Source organism: Pedobacter humicola (assembly GCF_056490705.1).
Map to the genome: position 1 here is coordinate 382,141 of NZ_JBWJIG010000001.1, position 20,339 is coordinate 402,479.

Sequence of the window (20,339 nt, forward strand, 5' to 3'; positions counted from 1 at the left end):
CAAACGTTTGTTTTTTTTACTCTTTTACCTCGTTTACAATTAAATCAGATTCTACAATAGTATTGTAATAAGCCTGATTTTCTGAATTAGGACTATGAATAAGATCCAATAAGATGTTTGCAGCCTTTTGTCCCTGCAGATAAGGGTACTGTTCTACTGATGCAACAGGCGAATTGTCTAAATAACTAATGATAGGCAGATTGGCATAACTTACCACATCAAAATCATTAATTACATTCAGCTTTTTGAAATATTTAATTAAAAAGAGTGCTACATAATCATTGAAAGTAACAATAGCCGTAGGTTTTCTTTTATGGTTCAAAAATTGATCAGCAGCTTCAATGGTACCCTGTTCGGTTAAATCACAGTTTACCACCAATGAAGGATCAAACTTTAAGCGGTTAAAAGTAATGGCTTGCATATAGCCGTCTTTACGCTCCTCACTGGCATATAGGGTAGTTGGGCCGTTTATCATCCCGATACTTCTATGTCCTTTTTTGAGCAGGTAATTAACAGCCTTGATCGTTGCACTTTCTAAACTACAGGCCACATAGTGCACATTTTTAAAAGGAGGTATCCGATCAAAAAATACCACAGGAATATTGAAAGAATTCAGTTTCTCAAAATGATCAAACTTAGAGGTGTCTTTACTGATTGATACCAATAAACCATCTACACGTTGATTTTTCATTTTTTCAACGAGTTTAACTTCCTGCTCATAGTTATCATGCGATTGCGCAAAAATAACTGTATAGTTTTTTTTGATCGCTTCGTCTTCAATAGCCGAAATGGCAATGGAGAAAAAGTGTTCAGAAAGCTCTGGTAAAATTACGCCAATGGTATACGTTTTTCCTTTTTGAAATAGGATAGCAGCGTTGTTAGGCTCATAGTTTAGAGACTTTGCCAGTTGTTTAATTTTCTCTCTCGTTACTGCTCCAATACTGGGATGATCGTGCAATCCCCTTGAAACACTGGAAGGAGAAATGTTTAAAATTCTGGCTATTTCTTTAATGGTGGTTGGTTTCGATTGCATTGTAATTGCTAAACTACATTAAATTTCTTCAATATGTAATATTACAAAATTAATCAAACGTTTGCGCTGTTTTTTTTTCTCATTTCTTTCCTTGACTGTGTAAATAGTGATACATTCGACGAAGAATCAGGACATCATGCGCTAAACATTTGATTCGAAAATTTATAAATGGAAAGCAATTTTTGACGCTCAAAAAGTAAAATAGTCGTCGCCATAAAAATATACCCCAATGATTAACAAAAGTGCCCCTCAATTTGGAGGGGTATTTAAATAAAAAACGAGAAGTGTTCGTACCACTCCTCGCCAAATCGGGTTATTTTCCTGCAGGCAGGTACAATAAGTTATCTAAGCTATATGTTTAACCCATTTCAAAGGTATAAAATTTACTCATTTTTAATAACTTAATTCTTTAAAACAGTTATTCCAGGATACCTTTAAATGCCCCGAATCCTGGGGCATTATATTTATGACAAGAGAAGAAGTAATCCATACGTCATATATATTAACCAGGCTTCATTTGTAAAATCATATTACTACTTTGGTTTTTTAATTTTAAAAATGATAGTCATATATATATTAGCTTTTATCATTATAGTGTTTTTCATTATAATAAACCTGCCTGTTTTTGGCCGCCTTCCCAAAGGTTTGAGGTTAGAAAAAATCCATCAACTGTCCAATTATCATGATGGAGCATTACAAAACCAGTCAGTAACACCCATGCAGCCAGAAGGGGTTAGTTTTTTTAAGATCTTAAAGGCTTTTCTTTTTGAAAAACATCCCGATAAATCACCCGATAAAGCACTCCCATTTGTAAGGCCTGATATAGCGGGCGAACCAAAAGGTACAACTCCAGAAATCATTTGGTTTGGACATTCTTCGTATCTGATCAAAGTCGATGGATTAAGGATTTTGGTCGATCCAATTTTTAGTATTACCCCATCGCCATTTTCATTCATTGGCAGCAAAGCCTTTATGGGAACAGATGTTGTAACAGCAGAACAGTTCAAAAATATCGACATATTGCTAATTACCCATGATCATTACGACCATCTTGATTATCAGAGTATTCTGAAAATCGCTCCTCAAGCCAAATCAATCGTTACTTCGTTGGGTGTAGGAGCGCATCTGGAGAGATGGGGCATTAAAGCAGATAAAATCAATGAATTAGGCTGGAATCAATCGCTTACTTCATTTAACGGACTGGAATTTACCGCTGTTCCGGCAAGGCATTTCACCGGAAGGAAATTTAAAAGAAACCAAACACTTTGGTCGGCATTCGTACTGAAAACTGCCAGCTGTAAACTATTTCTGGGTGGCGATTCGGGTTACGATACACATTTCGCCAAAATAGGGGAAGAATTTGGTCCTTTTGACCTGGCTTTGTTAGAATGCGGACAATATAACACCTATTGGCCATATATCCATATGTTTCCAGAAGAAACCGTTCAGGCGGCAATTGATCTAAAAGCCAAGGTGTTAATGCCAGTGCATTGGGGTAAGTTTAGTTTGGCCATGCATCCCTGGGATGAATCGATTAAAAGAGTTGTTCTGGCTGCATCAGCAAAAGACTTTCCTTTGGTTACGCCAAAATTAGGAGAAACTGTTGTTTTAAATGAATATATGCCAACCGAAAATTGGTGGCTCAAACAATAAAACTAAACAATAAGTACCCCAATGGTGTTTAATTTCTAAAATCAATTAGCATGAATAAAACGGATCTTGTAGAAATTTTTCAAACCATAAGGGCAGGTATACAACCCTATGCTACCTGCGGTTATACGGTACACGAAAACTCTGAAAGCGGATACGATCTTTATAGTGAAAAAAATATCGACGTAAACGGAGAAAAAGTAACCGAACGTTTTTTTTCGGGTGTTTATATTAACGGGAGCGAAGTAGAAGTTAAGGTAAATACAACCGATTTTTCACTTTCCAATCAGGAATTGGATAATTTTGGAGAAGATAAAGCCGGTTTAAAAATTTCCGGGTTAGATGATACCAAATTAAAAGAAGTTGAAACACTCGTTGAAATTATCCATTCGAACTTCAAAGAAAAAGAATGGATTTAATAATTTGATGGTTAAATTTGCAACAGATAATTTTTCTGAATAACCTTCTGCTGATTGAATAATTTAACGTCTGATTGTAACTGGCACCATCAATTAAACTTAGCGCTTGCTAACAATAAAATTGAGTGCCATTTTTTTTTGGAAAGCGACTTTCAGTTATTGCGGCTAAATAATCAACTGCTGGTTCATTTGGTTAGTTTGAATAATACGTTTAAAGCCGGCGATCTCATCAGCTTACAGGAAGACTACCACAAAAAAAACAGTAAACTCATTCACCTTTGGGAAGATGTGTGGAAATTAAAGCCTAATCAGGTGTTAGCCAGAATAAAATCGTTGCTTGGTAAAAACACCCGCATCCATGGAAGAAAAACCAAAGTATCTAAAATAACCAAGCCAGTTGCTGATGCTTTTTTAATAGAAAATCATTTGCAGGGACCAGTAAGCAGCCGCTATAAAATTGGTTTATTTGAAAAAGAAGAACTGGTGGCCGTAGCCACTTTTTCAGCATTGCGTAAAATGAACCATACCGAAAATTATAAATCGGCAGAATTGATCAGGTTTGCTGTTAAAGCAGGCTATTCTATTACCGGAGGATTGAGTAAATTGATTGCTTTTTTCGCTGAAACGCATAAACCCAACGACCTAATGAGTTATGCTGATCGGGATTGGTCGGCAGGAGAGGCCTACACGAAACTTGGATTTACGCTAACTGCGATTGTTGAGCCCCATATTTATATCCTGGATAAAAATCTAAACCGTCAGCTTAAAAAAGATGATCAGATGTCGGCAACCGAAGTATTTAATACAGGAAGTTTAAAATTTATTCTCCAATTTTAATGGATCAGCATAACCTCATTATTATTTTAGGCGCAACGGCATCTGGTAAAACAAAACTTGCCGTGCAGATTGCTGATGCTTTAGACGGAGAAATTATCAGCGCGGATAGCCGTCAGATATTTAAACGCATGGATATTGGAACCGGGAAAGACCTGCAGGAATATCAGATTAACGGCAGAACAATTCCTCATCATCTTATAGATATTTTAACACCAGGTGACCGTTACCATGTTGATGCCTTTAAAAACGATTTTTATACCGCTTTTGAAACGATAACAGCACTAAACAAAATCCCAATTCTTTGTGGTGGTACAGGAATGTACATCCATAGTCTTCTTCAAAACCAAACTTTTACAGCCATTCCGATAAACGAACAATTAAGGGATCAATTAAACTTATTGTCGAAAGAAGAATTGATTGAGAAATTGCAAAACGATGAAAGCGACCATGACGATCATGTAGATTTATCTTCGAAAAAGAGGTTAATCAGGGCTCTGGAAATATCAGATTTTCTGAAACACAATCAATTGGAAGTCGTCGACCGTCCAATACTTAAACCCATTATCTTTGGCCTAAAGAATGAAGTAGAAATTACCCGTGCCAAAATCCTGAACAGATTGGATCAAAGATTTAAAGACGGACTTATTGAGGAAGTGATACAGCTACTTAAAGAAGGGATTAGTAAAGAAATTTTGGTTTTCTACGGGCTCGAATATAAATTCATCGTGAATTACCTGGACGGGAAATTCACATCAGATGAATTAAAATTAAAATTGGGTATCGCCATTTGCCAGTATGCCAAACGACAAAACACCTTTTTCAGGAAGATGGAAAAGGACAGTGTTGATATCATTTGGCTGGATGCGTTGGCCCCAACAAACCAGTTAAAACAACAGGTTCTTGAAAAGGTTTCAGATCGGGTTAATTAAATCTATTTGGTCATCATAGCGTTGGTTTATCAGTGAAATAGCTTCAAAAAAGCCTTTTTGGCACAACCTTTGCGTTTATCGATGTATTATATTTTTAACTCATAAATTATCCTTAAAATGAAAACAATTACTAAAATCATTGCTACTTCAGCAGCTGTAGTGGCATTATTTTTCACCACAAATGCAAATGCTCAATCATCTCAAAAATTAGGAATAGGAATATTTGGCGGTATACCAACCAGTGATGCATATAGTGTTGCACTTGGTGCCGATTTACGTTATCAGTTTGATATCGATAAGCAATTATCAATCCCGGTTACCGCTGGTTATACCCGTTTCTTAGGTAAAGAAATTGGTAATACAGGTGTAGATGCTCCAGATTTCGGATATATCCCTGTAAAAGCTGGTGTTAAATATTTCTTTAACGAATCTGGCTCTGGTATTTATGGTTTAGCTGAACTGGGTGCAGGTTTCGGTACCAATGAAGGTAGCGGAACTTCATTCGTTTATTCTCCAGCTGTTGGTTATGCATGGAGCAATGGATTAGATTTAGGCGTGAAATACGAAGGCTTAGCTAGAAATGGCAACAGTACTGGTTATGTTGGTCTACGTTTAGCTTACGGATTTAACTTGTAAGCGTTAATTCATAATAAAACAGGAAGCCTCCCTTTAGGAGGCTTTTTTATTTCACAAGATTCTGAAAAAAATGAAAACTTAAAAATCCATGCTAGATATTTTAACGTATATACCCTAAACCCTTAATTAATAACTTAAAATATCTTAAAATGAAAACAGTTACTAAACTTTTTGCAACGACATTAACGGCCCTTGCAATTTTAACCACATCAAATTTAAAAGCACAAACGATGGGTTCAACTGAACCAATGACAAGCGGAAGCGGCATGGCTTTCAAAATTGGCGTTGGTGTAAACTATGGCATATTTCCTGACAGATCTGAAATGGATTATGGCTACGGTGCTGATGTAAAACTTCAATATGATTTAAGTCCTTACGTGGCTGTTACCGCTTCTGGTGGTTACACCAGGTTGAAATGGAAAGACAGTCCGCTTAAATTCGAATTTATCCCGCTATTGGGTGGTGTTAGGGTATTCCCAATAGAAAGAATGTACCTGGCTACCGAGCTTGGCTCGGGCCTGGCGATTAAAGATGGCGCCAACATGAACTTCATCTACACAGGTGGTTTAGGTTACGAGTGGAAAAATGGATTAGATCTTGGTGTGAAATACGAAGGTTATGTAAACAATAGTTCGTCGGATCTTTACTTCATGAAAACCGGTCAATTTAATCTTCGATTGGCTTATAATTTTAAATTATAATTGAAACATCATATATTTTGAAAGTCCCGATGAAAATCGGGACTTTTTTATTTATTTAATATTTTAATTGCTATTTTGAGCCGAAAACCAAATACAATGAAAAGAATCTTCGGAATAGCCATACTTACCGCACTAATGGCCTGCAATCAGGCAAATCAAAAATCTACAGCAACTACAGACTCCACTAAAACCGATTCAACAAAGGTTAAAAACGAGGTTTTGATAAACGATAAACAGAAATCTTCAATCTTCAATCAATATGTGGGGCTGAAAGACGCATTGGTCAAATCAGATTCAAGTAATGCCCAGAAGTCGGCTGCTCAGCTACAAACGAGTTTGGCTACATATAAAGGCTGTGAACCTACCGCTGCAGTAGCCGGTAGAATTGCTGCAAGCACTGACCTTGTTTCACAAAGAAAAGATTTTACCGTTTTAAGTGCTGATTTGATTGCTTTGCTAAAAGGTGCTGAAATCGAAAAAGGCACTATTTATGTTCAACATTGCCCAATGGCGAATAAAGGAGATGGAGGAGACTGGTTATCAACAGAAAAGGAAATCAGGAATCCTTATTATGGAAATGAAATGCTGGAGTGTGGGAGAGTGGCAGAGGAGATCAAAGCAAAATAAGATTGCAAAAGCCGTTTAATTAAGCATGATTGTTACGTCATTTTGACCAATTATTCATATTAATTTAACAGATTTGTTATGCATGTATATTAATTTTATATAATTTAGAAAGCTATAAACACAATACAATAATATGTCAGATATTGCAGAGATTAAAGTTGATGGTAAGACAATAGAATTGCCAGTAATTACAGGAACAGAAGATGAAAAGGCCATTGATATTTCAAAATTAAGAGATCTTACAGGTTTTGTAACTTTAGATACTGGTTTTAAAAATACGGGTTCTACAAAAAGTAAAATCACTTTTTTAGATGGTGAAAAAGGCATTTTAAAATATAGGGGTTATTCTATCGAGGAACTTGCCGCAAAATCGAGTTTTTTGGAAGTGATTTATCTGATCATTTATGGTGATCTTCCGACACAAAAACAATTAGAAGATTTACAGGCTGACATCAGCAAACACACTTTGATCCATGAGGATATGAAGAAATTCTTTGATGGTTATCCGTCAAGATCTCATCCTATGGGTCAATTGGGATCTTTGATCTTCTCGTTGTCTACGTTTTATCCGGAGTGTTTAAAACCAAACCAAACGGCAGAAGAGCAAGATTTAACCATCATCAAACTGTTGGCCAAATTCCCAACGATTGTTTCTTTTGTGTATAAAAAATCATTGGGACATCCGCTTATTTATCCAAAAAATAAATATGATTATGTAACCAACTTCCTTTGGATGACTTTCGGACAACGTACCGAAGATTATGATGTAAATCCGATCGTTGTTAACGCAATGAACAAACTACTGATTCTACATGCAGATCATGAGCAAAACTGTTCTGCATCTACGGTACGTATCGTAGGTTCATCAGATTGTAATTTATATGCATCTATCGCTGCTGGTATTGCTGCACTATGGGGCCCGCTACACGGTGGTGCCAACCAGGCAGTTATCGATATGTTAGAGCTAATCAAAGCTGATGGAGGCGATACAGAGAAATGGATTGCAAAAGCAAAAGATAAAAATGATACCTTCCGTATGATGGGCTTTGGACACCGGGTGTATAAAAACTTCGATCCAAGGGCAAAAATCATTAAAAAAGCCTGTGACGATATTTTAGAAAACTTAGGTATCGACGATCCGATTTTAGAAATTGCAAAAAAACTGGAAGAAGCAGCCTTAACTGATCAATACTTCATCGACCGTAAATTATATCCAAACGTAGATTTCTATTCAGGTATTATTTACCGTGCTTTGGGCTTCCCTTCTGAGATGTTTACCGTTCTTTTTGCCTTAGGACGTTTACCGGGATGGATAGCACAATGGAAAGAAATGCACGAGAACAAAGAGCCGATAGGCCGCCCACGTCAGATCTATGTTGGCGAAACCGATAGAGAATTTATTGAATTGAAAGACCGAAAATAATTTCATTAAGCATAAAAAAACCATCCGATTTTATCGGGTGGTTTTTTTATGTCTTATTTTTTAACAACCAATCGTCAAGCAGAATTTATTTCAGCATCCTTCCTGCATCACGACTTGAAACAAATCCGATAACTATCATCAGATCAACATGACTTTACATGTTATGTAGCTACGTAGTAAATCAGGTTGATCATGACCATTTCCGATATCTTAAAGGCCACAGCATATAAAATCAAGATCCAGAAGATTTTGAAAATCGTGCTCCAGGTTTTGCGCTGATAAAAAATAGTGAGTGCCTTAAACATATACCAAAACAAATATACAGTAACACCAACCTCAATAATATTGCTTACCAGAGAATCTTCACCAAACACATGTTTCATGATGGGTTGTGTAAATATGGAGACAATAAAATAAACCATCATGCCGTGGATGGTAAAGATCAGGTGATCTAAGTAATAGATATGATTCTTACGGAAATTGAGCATGATAAACCAGGCCAGCAAGGGCATCAGCAAAAAGTATTGCTTCGGACGGTTGTGCTCTAAGGTTTCCTGGATAACTTCTGATTTTTCTCCGATGGTGATAGCCCTTTTTTTAATCAGTCGGTCGTACCAGCCATCTTGTTCAGAAAGGGGTAGCTTTTTCTGTCTGGATAGATACGCCGCATAGGTACTATCATTTCTTTCAGTATGGATATCATTATATTCATCAACGATGTCAGTAAGCGAATCAGATTTTAACTTAACACTTTCGGCTTTTAATCTATTTAATTCCTTTTCCTGATCGGCAAAACCAAGGTCTATAAATTCTTTCTTTTTGATTGCTTTATTAATCGATCCTGTGGCCTTATTTGCAATATCTTTAGATATGCCTGCGAGCTTAAGCGCTTTATTTACGCTATCGGTAACATTTTGATCCTTTTTCTTTTCAACACTGATATGGCCATTATCCGGGTCTTTTTCCACGTGCTTTGGCGAATATACCACCAAAAAATACACAATAGATACAAAGATGTACATGCTCACTGGATTGATGTACCTGGCTCTTTTACCAGCCAAATAATCGAGGGTAACCTGTCCGGGTTTTGTTAAAAGAGGAGAGAGGGTTTGAAAGAACTTATTGTCGAAATGAAAATAATGGGCAATGCTGTGGCTGATAAAGCCCCAAAAACTCTCTTTTAATTCTAAATTTGGCTGACCACAGCTACTGCAGTAATGTTTCTCTACATGGGAACCGCAGTTTAAACAATTGTGTTCTTTTCTATACTTACCAGCTGACATGGGATTAATCGAAATTATAAATGGTTAATGGCTTCTACTTCCGCTCGGGTATGTTTGTGTTTAAATATGATTACAAAAACTATCGCAATAACTAAAACGTAGATGGTGAATGATAGCCAGATATTGTGCCAGTCTTTTACATCTAATGCTCTGCTCAGATCACCATTTTGCAATACACTAATGCCTTTGTTTTTCAAAAATTTAAGCAAATGCTCATTATCGGCTTCACTTTTTACATATTTAGATAGCGAACCAATGTTGTTATAATATGAAGTAAAAAACTTATTGATCATCCAACCCGACACCAAACTTCCAAACACGGCTCCAAAGCCATTGGTCATCATCATAAATAAACCTTGCGCAGATGAACGCGTTTTTGGGGTGGTTGAAGTTTCTACAAACAATGATCCCGAAATATTAAAGAAATCGAAGGCCATACCATACACTATACAAGAGGTTATGATCATCCATAAATTGGTAGATGGATCGCCAAAGGCAAATAAACCAAAACGCAATACCCAGGCAAACATTGCTATGGCGATTACCCATTTAATCCCGAATCTTTTTAAAAAGAACGGAATAGCCAGGATAAACAATGTTTCTGATATTTGTGAGATGGATAAAATGATGGTAGAAAATTTGATTACAAAAGATTCTGCGAAAACCGGGAATAATTTAAATTCATCTAAAAAAACATCCCCATAGGCATTTGTCAATTGTAAAGCAGCTCCCAGAAACATAGAGAAAATGAAGAACAATGCCATTTTATAATCAGCAAATAGTTTGAAAGACTCTAAGCCTAGCTTTTGTACGAATGTTTTTTTCTCACTGATTAAATTTTGTGGTTTACATGCGGGGAGGGTAAAAGAATAAACACCTAAAAATAAAGCACTTATACCTGCAATATAAAATTGATTTGCACTGGCTTTGTTACCTGTTAAGTTGGTAAGCCACATGGCGGCAATAAAACCTACTGTACCCCAAACACGAATGGGCGGGAAGTTTTTTACAACGTCGAAATTACCATTTTTTAATGTGGTATAACTGATCGAATTACTTAAGGCTATGGTTGGCATATAAAAGCACATCGCCACTAATATTACCCAAAAAAAAGTATGTGGATCTTCTACCTGCGGCAGATAGAACATAGTGGCTGCGTAAAGAATATGCAAAATGGCGTAAAGTTTCTCTGCATTGATCCATTTATCGGCCAGGATACCGGTTATGGTTGGCATAAACAGTGAAGCAATACCCATTGTAGAAAAAATGACCCCAAAATCTGCACCATCCCATTGTTTGGTCCCAAACCAATAATTTGCAATCGTTATTAACCAGGCAGCCCATACAAAGAATTGCATGAAACTCATTATAGTTAAGCGAAACTTAACGTTCATAATAATAGTTTAGTTTGATTATTGAAAGTAAAAGCTGAATATAGAACTATTTTAAATGATAATCCAAAATGAGCCTGAATTATTTTAAACAATTTGGCTCATCTTAAGATTTAGCTTTTTTATTAGGTGATTTTTAGAAAAATATATGCGAATTTAGATCGGATGAACATTTATTTTGATAAAAATTAAGATGTTCCCCGTTTGTTCAGTTCATCTCTTAACCTTGCCGCTTTTTCATAAGCTTCTTCGGCAATGGCTTCTTGTAATTTCTGCTGAAGTTCTTCCAAGGTCAAATCGCCATAACCCTGTTGTTTCGTTGAGGTTGGTACACTATCAGCTTCAGGTTCTTTCGCAATGGAATCCATATTTTCGAGAAAAAGAAAATCATTTCCTTCAATTACGATTCCTGCAGACGCCAAAATAAACTCATACGTATAAATCATGGCATTAAAGCGAACGGCCAGGGCAATCGCATCGGATGTCCGGGCATCGACCTCGTGTGTGTTTTTACCATCGCTACAGATCAGTTTGGCATAAAATACACCATCAACCAAATTGTAGATAATGATTTCCTGAATGTTGATATGAAAAGTATCAGCCATCGATTTAAATAAATCGTGCGTAAGGGGCCTACTAGGAGTCATTTTCTCAATTTCTATGGCAATGGCCTGCGCTTCAAATGCACCAATAATAATCGGCAATCGGCGGCGACCATTTACTTCTCCTAAAACAAGGGCATAAGCACCAGATTGAGTCTGGCTGTAAGATAAACCTACAATATCTAATTTTACTTTTTTCATATCTGTTTTTCAAACCTCGCAGGTATAAAACCTGCGAGGTTTAAAGGTTTATTTTATGCTTTATGCGCTTTTAGTGCTTCAATTAATTTTGGTACTACTTCAAAAGCATCACCAACAATACCGTAATCGGCTACTTTAAAGAAAGGTGCCTCCGGATCTTTGTTGATCACCACAATTACTTTTGATGAGCTTACACCTGCCAAATGCTGGATTGCTCCAGAAATGCCAATGGCAATGTACAAGTTCGGACTGATTGCAATACCGGTTTGACCAACGTGCTCTGAGTGTGGTCTCCAATCTGCATCCGAAACTGGTTTAGAACAAGCCGTAGCTGCACCTAATAATCCGGCTAGCTCTTCAATCATTCCCCAGTTTTCTGGTCCTTTTAAACCTCTACCAGCCGAAACTACCAATTCAGCATCTGGTAACGATACTTTATCCGTTGCCCTTACAATCTCTTTAATAACAGTACCTAAGTCTGATTGTTTAATATCTGCAGCAAAGGTTTCTATTGCTGCATCGGTTGCATTTTCTTTAACACCAAACGCATTTGGGTTTAAGGCAATTACTTTGTTTGCAGAAGTCAATTCTGTAATGGCAAATGCCTTACCAGAGAAAGCCGTTTTCTTAATTGAAAATTTACCATCTGTACTTGGCAATTCTACAGCACCGTCAGCCAAACCAGCTTTAAGTTTTACTGCAATTCGCGGCGCTAAACCTTTACCGGAGAATGAGTTAGACAAAACAACGATATCTGATCCTTCTTGCTCAGCTGCAGCAGCAATAATGCTTGCATAAGCCTGGTTAACGAAAGTTTTTAACTGATCGGCACTTACATTCAAAACTTTAGACGCACCGTATTTACCCAATTCTTTCAATTCAGTTTCTGCAACATCACCAATAGAAATGGCAGTTAAATGAGTTGATTGTTGATCGGCAATCGCTTTGGCATAAGACACTGCTTCGAAAACAGATTTCTTAAATTTGCCTTCAGCTTGTTCTACATATACTAATACTGACATATATTTATCCCTAAATTCCCTTATGGGAATTAAATTTTTATATTGAATATTCTATTTATTATCTCTATATCATCAGGCAACTGGAAACTGAAAATTCCAAACTGCCAAGTGGTTATATTACTTTAGCTTCGCTGTGCAATAAGCCGATTAACTGCTCTGTCTGATCAGCAGGAATTAACTTCACCGTACCGCGTGGGGCAGGAGTTTCGTATTTGGTAACCTTAGTTACTTCTTCTATTGAAACTGCATCTACAACAGCCAATGGTTTTGTCCTGGCGCTCATGATGCCGCGCATATTAGGGATTTTTGGTTCAGCAACACCTTCGGCACAACTGGCTACAAATTTACCCGAAACGGTTAATACTTCTTTACCGCCTTCAATTTCTCTTTCTATGGTTGCATTGTCGCCATCAATATCCAGTTTTTTGATGATCGATACAGATGGGATATCCAGAAATTCGCCAACCATTGCTGCAACCTGGTTACCATTATAGTCGATAGATTCGCGACCTGTTAAAATGATATTAAAATCTTTGTCTTTGGCATATTCTGCGATTTGTTTCGCCACAAAATAAGCATCACGGGGAGCCGCATTCACCCTCACGGCATCATCGGCACCAATTGCAAGTGCTTTTCTGATGGTGGGATCGTTCGCCGCTTCGCCAACATTGATCACGGTTACCGTTCCTTTGCCACCTTCAGTTAACTCAATTGCACGTGATAAAGCGATTTCATCGTATGGATTAACAATATATTGCACTCCTGACGTATTGAATTCGGTATTATCATTAGTAAAAGTTATTTTTGTCGTTGTGTCTGGCACGTTACTGATACAAACTAATATTTTCATATGTTAATAGTGGTTTTTATTGCTATGAACGATCTAGAACTGTAATTGTTTAGCTGTCGATCGGTTCATATATGATATCATTATTATATAAGGTCTTTCTGCAAATTTAATTAAAAAAGCAAGGAATTAAAATGTCATCCACCCGTTTAAGCAAGTTATTAGAATTTTTAGAAAGTGATCCCAACGATCCCTTTATACTATATGCCTTAGCCACAGAGTATAACGCTCTAAATGAGAAAGAAAACGCCTATTCTTTTTACCTTCAGTTAACTGATAAACATCCTGATTATGTAGGAACCTATTATCATTTGGGCAAATTACTGGAAAAAGACGACCAAAAAGAGAAAGCAATCGAAATTTATCAAAAAGGAATGCAGGTGGCCAGAAATAAAAGGGATATGCATGCATTTTCAGAATTGCAGGGCGCTTACAATACAGCCGCAGGATTAGATTACGAAGATGATTAAACCCCACCCCCTAAAAGGGGCTTAGTTTATTATTATAATGCAAACCAAACCTATTGCTGCTAAAAAACAGTGGCTGTTTATTAGAAACGTAATCTTTTTTACATTTACCTCTTTTGGCGGGGCGCAGGCGCACCTGGCTTTACTGCTTAAATATTTTGTACAGAGCACTAAATTTATCTCTGAAGAGGAGTTGTTAGAACTAAATGCGCTTGCTCAGGTATTGCCAGGGCCGGCATCTACACAAACACTGGTAGGAATTGCCTGGAAGGTCGGAAAGCTTAAATTGGCCATCATCACTTTTCTCATCTGGATCTTACCTACAGCAGCCATTATGACCTTTGCAGCGATCAGTTATGCCTTACTCGATCAGAAACAAAAGTTTAATGATATTTTAGAATATATCCAGCCCATCGCTTTGGGCATTGTTGCCTATGGCGCATGGAAGTTAGGCCGAAAAGTTTTGTCCTCCCAGGTTTCTATATTTTTAGCTGTTGCCTCAGTTATTGCTACTCTGGTATTAAGAAATGCTTATGTATTCCCCTTGTCGATTTTGATCGGAGGAATGATCTCATCGGCGATCGAAACCCCAAAGGAGGAAACAGAATTAAGGGTTAAACTTTTTTCGAACATTAACCCGAGAAAGCTGGTTTATTTTATTGGTGCATTATTGCTGTTTGCTTTGGTAGGTGCAATTATTAACCGTACATCGCCCTTCAGTTTACCTATCCGTTTATTGGAAAATTTTTACCGTAATGGTATTTTGGTTTTCGGTGGCGGACAGGTACTTGTGCCACTAATGTTTACCGAGTTTGTAGAAATGAAACACTATCTACCTTCATCGGGCTTTCTATCTGGTTTTGCCTTACAGCAAGCCTTACCGGGACCTACATTTTCATTCACCAGTTATCTGGGTGCTTTGAGCATGAAAAACTTTGGATATGGGATGTGGGGGCAGATTCTGGGTGGATTAATCGGCGTAATCGGCATAAATTTACCTGGTTTAATTCTGGTTTTGTTCATTGTGCCTTTTTGGGATGATCTTAAAAAGATCTCGAGGATACGCCATAGCCTCTCCGGGATCAATGCCGTTAGTGTTGGGTTTATCATCGCCGCATTTATTCTTCTTTTAATCCCAATGGGCTTTAACTGGATATTTCTGGGGATTATGATCGCTACATTTTTACTGTTGAGTTTCACCAGGGTTAGTCCGCCAATAATTGTACTGGCAGGTATATTGATTGGGTATTTATTTTAGCACATGGCCCCTCTTAATTGGTTTATAGAAAAAACGTCTTAAATAAAAAGACCTGCATGGCATAGGCAATGTAGGTCTTGTTTTTACGGGTTATTAATTGCGGCTATTCATGATTTGGAAAGCAATTACAGCACAAGGTCAGTTAATGTAGCTCCATTAAAACCTGTAAACTAGCAAGCACACCATTAAAAGCAAAAATACCAGGTGCTTAAATCGGGAGCATTCGTTTTATCGGGTTTAGATTAGTCAGCTTCCTGCTATTAGGCTTTGTCCCCGCATAAACGTCAATTTTTAACCTTTATCATAATAATTATTACTAAAACGGTGGATCGTCATCGTTATAATCATCCATTTTTGATGGGCGGATAATCACATTGCTCTGTTTTTCGAAATCTTGCGATGGATACATTCCGGCAGAGGGATCTGCAGCAAATGAATTTGGCGGTGCATTAAAATCATCTTCCAGATCGACAAACTTCACAAACTTACCAACGAATTTAAGCGGAACAATTCCGGTTTCACCGTTACGGTGTTTTGCGATAATAACCTCTCCAATACCTGCCTGAGAACGTCCCTGCTCATCTTCGGTAATACCATAATATTCAGGACGGTATAAGAACAATACCATATCCGCATCCTGCTCAATTGATCCGGATTCACGTAAATCGGATAACATCGGCCTTTTTCCCTGCAAACCTGGTCTACTCTCTACCGCACGACTCAACTGCGATAGTGCCAATACCGGAACATCCAGTTCTTTCGCTACAGACTTTAACGCCCTCGAAATACTACCAATTTCCTGCTCACGGTTACCACCACCTTTTCCTTCGCCTTTACCGTGCATTAACTGCAAGTAATCGACAATTACCAGTTGAATGTCGTACTGCGATTTTAATCTACGGCATTTTGCCCTAAACTCAAATATATTCAGTGCCGGGGTATCATCAATTAACAGGGGAGCTTCAGTTAAACGGCCGATTTTACTGTGTAACTGTTGCCATTCCCACTCCTGTAAATTTCCTTTTCTGATTTTTTCCTGCTCAATTTCTGCTTCACCGGAAATCAAACGGTTAACCAACTGAACCGATGACATCTCCAGTGAGAATACTACTGTTGGTTTAGCAAAATCAACTGTCGCATTCCTGGCACAGGTGAGTACGAATGCGGTTTTTCCCATCGCAGGACGGGCTGCAATGATTACCAGATCCTGCTTTTGCCAGCCACCGGTAATCCGGTCCAAACCTGTGAAACCGGTTGGCACACCTGTTAAACCATCTGTTTTGGTACGGAGCTCTTCAAGAGTTGCCAATGATTGTTTGATGATATCGTCCATTTTCTGAGTATCTCTACGCAGGTTATTCTGGGCGATTTCGAAAAGACCTTTTTCTGCCTGATCTAATAAATCGAAAATATCGGTGGTATCCTCGTAAGCGTTTGTTATAATTTCGGTTGAGATCCTGATTAACTCACGCTGAATATATTTCTGAGAAATGATACGGGCGTGAAACTCGATATTCGCTGCTGAAGCAACACGATTGGTTAAATTAGTAATGTAATAAGCACCACCAACTATTTCTAAAGTACCGAGCGTACGCAGTTCGGCTGTAACCGTTAAAATATCTACAGGCCTCGATTTTTGGAATAAAATATGAATAGCCTCAAAGATTTTCTGGTGGGCAATATTGTAAAAAACCTCTGGCTTTAAAACATCGATTACGGCTGAAAGGGCATCTTTTTCGAGCATGAGCGCACCTAAAACCGCTTCCTCAAGGTCTAATGCCTGAGGAGGGATTTTACCCTGTGAACTAATCGTATTACTTAACCTGCTTTTTCTAGCAGTCATACTGTTCTTTCCGCCTTGTTCGTTATCCGTACTCATGCAACAAAAGTAATCAAATTTTGACGCGATTGCTCGAATTAGTTCTTAGCTGTTTGTTAACAAATTGAAGCATAATCAGATTAATTTTTGAGAGATTTTATAAATCGCAGAAATTTTTAAACAATTAAATGTTAATAAGGATGATATAGATTAGGGCTAAAACATTTATTTGAATACTTTTGCCTAACAATTTCAAAACATGGATAATTTTAGAAGACCGCAACGCGCAAAAGAGAATAATGAGTTTGTATTCGGCATCAGGGCCGTAATAGAAGCCGTTAAAGCAGGAAGAGATATTGAAACGATATATCAGCAACGCGGTTTAGGTGGCGAATTGTTCTTAGAATTAAAAGCACTTTTAAAAGATACATTGATTCCTTTAAATTCAGTTCCGATTGAGAAACTGAACCGGATGTCGCAGAAAAACCATCAGGGGGTAATTGCGGTAATTTCTCCAATCACCTATCAAAATATTGAAGATATTGTACCTGCAGTTTTCGAAAAAGGCGAGGTACCTTTAATATTGGTTCTAGATAGTGTAACCGATGTCCGCAACATGGGTGCAATTGCCCGGACAGCTGCTTGTGTTGGGGTACATGCTATTGTTGTGCCCTTAAAAAACGCTGCACAGATCAATGCTGACGCGATAAAAACATCAGCAGGCGCATTATTTAGCATTCCAATCTGTCGCCATGCCAATCTGCATAAAACCTGTTTGTTTTTACAGGAAAGTGGCTTGCAGATTGTAGCCTGTACCGAAAAGACCAACGATTTTATTTATACCCCAGATTATACAATGCCTACTGCAATTGTGATGGGATCGGAAGATGAAGGTATTTCCAATGAGCTTTTACGTGTGGCCGATCATTTGGCTAAAATTCCAATGGCGGGTAAAATCGAATCCTTAAATGTCTCAGTAGCGGCCGGCGTAATTTTATACGAAGCGGTTAGACAAAGGACTTTATAATGTAAGATTTAAAAGGGAAGATGGGTAATGTAAGATGGAGATTTACCTTATCCATCTTACATCATCCGTATTAAATGAATTTATTTCCAAATCTGGATTTAACCTCAGCTACAAACTCTTTAACTTTCTGCTCTTCATCTCTTGGACAGATCATCAGCATATTGTTGTTTTCCACAACGATATAATCGTGCAACCCCTGCAAAATCACCAGTTTATCTTTCGGAACATTGACCATGCAATTCGACGAATCGAACATAATCACCTGTTCGGAAGGGATAACGGCATTTCCAACGTAATCTTTCTCAGCCATCTCGTAAATGGATGCCCATGTACCTAAATCAGACCAGCCAAAATCGGATGGAAGAACATACACATTTTCGGCTTTCTCCATGATCCCAAAATCGATTGAGATATTGGTGCATTGGAAATAGGCATTATTGATAAATTCTTTTTCACCTGCGTTATTCAGTTCTGACCTACCAACGTTAAATATTTCATACATATCTGGCAGGTGTTTCTCAAAGGCACTTAAAATTGCCTTGGCCGACCAGATAAATATCCCTGCATTCCACAAGAAATCGCCGCTTTGTAAAAATGATTTTGCTAATTCTAAATTTGGTTTTTCGGTAAATGTTTTAACCTTATGCAGATCGGTATCGGTATTGAGCACGTAATCTGTGTGCTGGATATAACCGTAACCCGTATCCGGGCGGTTTGGTTTGATCCCCAAAGTGATTAAACAATCATTTTTAGACGCAGCCTCCAAAGATTGTTCAATAGAGGCAACAAAGCCATCAATATTGGCAATTGTATGATCAGAAGGTGCAACTACTATAGTGGCATTCGGATTTAATTCTGCAATTTTTAAACTTCCGTAAGCCACACAAGGGGCTGTATTCCGCATTAAAGGCTCAGCCAGAATCTGGTTATCTGTTAATTGTGGTAATTGCTTTTTAATTAAATCTGAATAAATTTCGTTGGTAACGATAAATATATTTTCAGGGGGGCAGATGTTTAAAAATCTTTCGTATGTGCTCTGGATCAGCGTTTTACCAATACCAAAAAAATCGATAAACTGTTTTGGATATTCTGTTCTGCTTACTGGCCAAAAGCGACTTCCGACGCCACCGGCCATAATTAATGCATAATAATCTTTATTCATTTTTTATTTTAAAAATTACACTATGCCTTCGTTGAGGAGATCGTGTAAATGGATAATGCCAAAGTAAGTATTTTGTTCTAGAACTAACAACTGTGTAATGTTATTTTGCTTAATAATATCCAACGCGTCAACCGCCAAAGCGTCAAATTGTATACTCTTTGGCGTTCTGCCCATGATATCTTCGGCTTTTAAATCTGCTATAGAATTATAGTTTTCTAACATTCTTCTAATGTCACCATCGGTAATAATGCCCAATACCGTATTGTCGCTATCAACAACAGCAACAGCGCCCAAACGGTTTTTACTAATTTCGATCAGCACATCTTTAACTGAAGCAGATGGAGATATGGCTGGTTTTTCGTTTGACAAAGCTAAATCGCGGGCTTTTAAATAGAGTTTTTTACCTAACGATCCGCCCGGATGGTATTTTGCAAAGTCTGATTCGTTAAAATCCCTGCATTCGAGTAAGCAGATCGCCAGGGCATCGCCCAGTGCCAATTGCGCCGTAGTGCTCGTGGTTGGCGCTAAATTATGCGGACAGGCTTCTTTTTCGAAAGAAGTATTTAGAATCAGATCAGCCTGTTCTGCCAGAAAGGAATTTAATTCTCCAACCATTCCGATTAAAAGATTACCTGATGTTTTTAATAATGGCGTTAGGACTTTAATTTCCGGTGTATTTCCACTTTTCGATAAACAAATTACAATATCATCAACCTGAATCATTCCAAGGTCACCATGTATGGCGTCTGCAGCATGCATGAAAATTGCCGGCGTCCCTGTAGAATTAAAAGTAGCCACCATTTTTTGTGCAATAATGGCACTTTTTCCTATACCTGTTACAATTACCCGGCCTTTACCTTGTAAAATGCTTGATACGACTTTCTCAAAATCGTCATTTAAATTCTTCGCAACATTTAATATTGCCGCTGCCTCAAGCGTTAATGTGCTTACAGCCGATTGGATAATTGATTTTTTACTTTTCAAAGAGAAAATAATTGTCTGTTA

At 37.8% G+C, this 20,339-nt stretch carries 20 protein-coding genes; 11 read left to right on the top strand and 9 right to left on the bottom strand.

All coding sequences use genetic code 11. The annotated features are described in order from the left end of the window. Nucleotides 1-16 precede the first annotated feature (16 nt). Nucleotides 17-1,033, bottom strand: a complete 1,017-nt coding sequence (locus AC04Q1_RS01495; protein WP_478361141.1) for a LacI family DNA-binding transcriptional regulator — start codon at nucleotides 1,031-1,033, stop codon at nucleotides 17-19. Between the two features lie 558 nt (nucleotides 1,034-1,591). Between AC04Q1_RS01495 and AC04Q1_RS01500 the strand changes: the two genes are divergently transcribed. The 8 genes from AC04Q1_RS01500 (at nucleotide 1,592) to AC04Q1_RS01535 (ending at nucleotide 8,255) form a co-directional block, all read left to right on the top strand. Then, entirely contained in the window at nucleotides 1,592-2,686 is a 1,095-nt protein-coding gene (locus AC04Q1_RS01500; protein WP_478361143.1) for an MBL fold metallo-hydrolase, read from the top strand. A gap of 50 nt (nucleotides 2,687-2,736) precedes the next feature. Further along, nucleotides 2,737-3,102 (top strand): hypothetical protein, encoded by a 366-nt coding sequence (locus tag AC04Q1_RS01505; protein ID WP_478361145.1) that lies wholly within the window; start codon nucleotides 2,737-2,739, stop codon nucleotides 3,100-3,102. 198 nt (nucleotides 3,103-3,300) lie between these two features. Then, nucleotides 3,301-3,939, top strand: coding sequence for a hypothetical protein (locus tag AC04Q1_RS01510; protein ID WP_478361147.1), 639 nt, complete (start codon nucleotides 3,301-3,303; stop codon nucleotides 3,937-3,939). Next, nucleotides 3,939-4,868 carry a tRNA (adenosine(37)-N6)-dimethylallyltransferase MiaA gene (gene miaA / locus AC04Q1_RS01515; protein ID WP_478361149.1) on the top strand — a complete coding sequence of 310 codons (930 nt, stop codon included), beginning with the start codon at nucleotides 3,939-3,941 and terminating at the stop codon, nucleotides 4,866-4,868. Before AC04Q1_RS01510 ends, miaA begins: the two co-directional genes overlap by 1 nt. A gap of 117 nt (nucleotides 4,869-4,985) precedes the next feature. Further along, on the top strand, nucleotides 4,986-5,504 hold the full coding sequence (locus tag AC04Q1_RS01520) for a hypothetical protein (protein ID WP_478361151.1): 519 nt from the start codon (nucleotides 4,986-4,988) through the stop codon (nucleotides 5,502-5,504). A gap of 149 nt (nucleotides 5,505-5,653) precedes the next feature. Beyond that, nucleotides 5,654-6,205 (top strand): hypothetical protein, encoded by a 552-nt coding sequence (locus tag AC04Q1_RS01525; protein WP_478361153.1) that lies wholly within the window; start codon nucleotides 5,654-5,656, stop codon nucleotides 6,203-6,205. A gap of 96 nt (nucleotides 6,206-6,301) precedes the next feature. Further along, nucleotides 6,302-6,832: a DUF3347 domain-containing protein gene (locus AC04Q1_RS01530; protein WP_478361155.1), complete on the top strand. Its 531-nt coding sequence runs from the start codon at nucleotides 6,302-6,304 to the stop codon at nucleotides 6,830-6,832. Between the two features lie 133 nt (nucleotides 6,833-6,965). Further along, nucleotides 6,966-8,255 carry a citrate synthase gene (locus AC04Q1_RS01535; protein ID WP_478361157.1) on the top strand — a complete coding sequence of 430 codons (1,290 nt, stop codon included), beginning with the start codon at nucleotides 6,966-6,968 and terminating at the stop codon, nucleotides 8,253-8,255. Between the two features lie 161 nt (nucleotides 8,256-8,416). On the opposite strand, the gene AC04Q1_RS01540 is transcribed toward AC04Q1_RS01535, so the two are convergent. From AC04Q1_RS01540 to AC04Q1_RS01560, 5 genes are all read right to left on the bottom strand, one after another. Next, complete coding sequence (locus tag AC04Q1_RS01540) at nucleotides 8,417-9,538, bottom strand: DUF3667 domain-containing protein (protein WP_478361159.1); 1,122 nt, start codon at nucleotides 9,536-9,538, stop codon at nucleotides 8,417-8,419. Between the two features lie 14 nt (nucleotides 9,539-9,552). Further along, nucleotides 9,553-10,932 (bottom strand): nucleoside permease, encoded by a 1,380-nt coding sequence (locus AC04Q1_RS01545; RefSeq protein ID WP_478361161.1) that lies wholly within the window; start codon nucleotides 10,930-10,932, stop codon nucleotides 9,553-9,555. 185 nt (nucleotides 10,933-11,117) lie between these two features. Continuing rightward, nucleotides 11,118-11,732: a bifunctional nuclease family protein gene (locus tag AC04Q1_RS01550; RefSeq protein ID WP_478361163.1), complete on the bottom strand. Its 615-nt coding sequence runs from the start codon at nucleotides 11,730-11,732 to the stop codon at nucleotides 11,118-11,120. A 53-nt stretch (nucleotides 11,733-11,785) separates the two neighbouring features. After that, nucleotides 11,786-12,754, bottom strand: a complete 969-nt coding sequence (locus tag AC04Q1_RS01555; RefSeq protein WP_478361165.1) for an electron transfer flavoprotein subunit alpha/FixB family protein — start codon at nucleotides 12,752-12,754, stop codon at nucleotides 11,786-11,788. Between the two features lie 112 nt (nucleotides 12,755-12,866). Further along, nucleotides 12,867-13,604, bottom strand: coding sequence for an electron transfer flavoprotein subunit beta/FixA family protein (locus AC04Q1_RS01560; RefSeq protein ID WP_478361166.1), 738 nt, complete (start codon nucleotides 13,602-13,604; stop codon nucleotides 12,867-12,869). A 131-nt stretch (nucleotides 13,605-13,735) separates the two neighbouring features. Here AC04Q1_RS01560 and AC04Q1_RS01565 point away from each other — a divergent pair, with 131 nt between their 5' ends. Continuing rightward, entirely contained in the window at nucleotides 13,736-14,071 is a 336-nt protein-coding gene (locus AC04Q1_RS01565) for a tetratricopeptide repeat protein (protein ID WP_478361168.1), read from the top strand. Nucleotides 14,072-14,108: 37 nt separating this feature from the next. Continuing rightward, nucleotides 14,109-15,326, top strand: a complete 1,218-nt coding sequence (gene chrA / locus AC04Q1_RS01570) for a chromate efflux transporter (RefSeq protein WP_478361170.1) — start codon at nucleotides 14,109-14,111, stop codon at nucleotides 15,324-15,326. A gap of 316 nt (nucleotides 15,327-15,642) precedes the next feature. Here the strand turns inward: chrA and dnaB are convergent, their stop codons facing one another. After that, nucleotides 15,643-17,205: a replicative DNA helicase gene (gene dnaB, locus AC04Q1_RS01575; protein ID WP_478361172.1), complete on the bottom strand. Its 1,563-nt coding sequence runs from the start codon at nucleotides 17,203-17,205 to the stop codon at nucleotides 15,643-15,645. 199 nt (nucleotides 17,206-17,404) lie between these two features. On the opposite strand from dnaB, the gene rlmB reads away from it, so the two are divergent. After that, nucleotides 17,405-18,172 (top strand): 23S rRNA (guanosine(2251)-2'-O)-methyltransferase RlmB, encoded by a 768-nt coding sequence (gene rlmB / locus AC04Q1_RS01580; protein ID WP_478361174.1) that lies wholly within the window; start codon nucleotides 17,405-17,407, stop codon nucleotides 18,170-18,172. Between the two features lie 70 nt (nucleotides 18,173-18,242). Here the strand turns inward: rlmB and AC04Q1_RS01585 are convergent, their stop codons facing one another. Beyond that, on the bottom strand, nucleotides 18,243-19,334 hold the full coding sequence (locus AC04Q1_RS01585) for a mannose-1-phosphate guanylyltransferase (RefSeq protein WP_478361176.1): 1,092 nt from the start codon (nucleotides 19,332-19,334) through the stop codon (nucleotides 18,243-18,245). A gap of 15 nt (nucleotides 19,335-19,349) precedes the next feature. After that, a complete protein-coding gene (locus AC04Q1_RS01590; protein ID WP_478361178.1) occupies nucleotides 19,350-20,318 on the bottom strand; it encodes a KpsF/GutQ family sugar-phosphate isomerase in 969 nt (322 codons plus the stop codon). Between the last annotated feature and the right edge of the window lie 21 nt (nucleotides 20,319-20,339).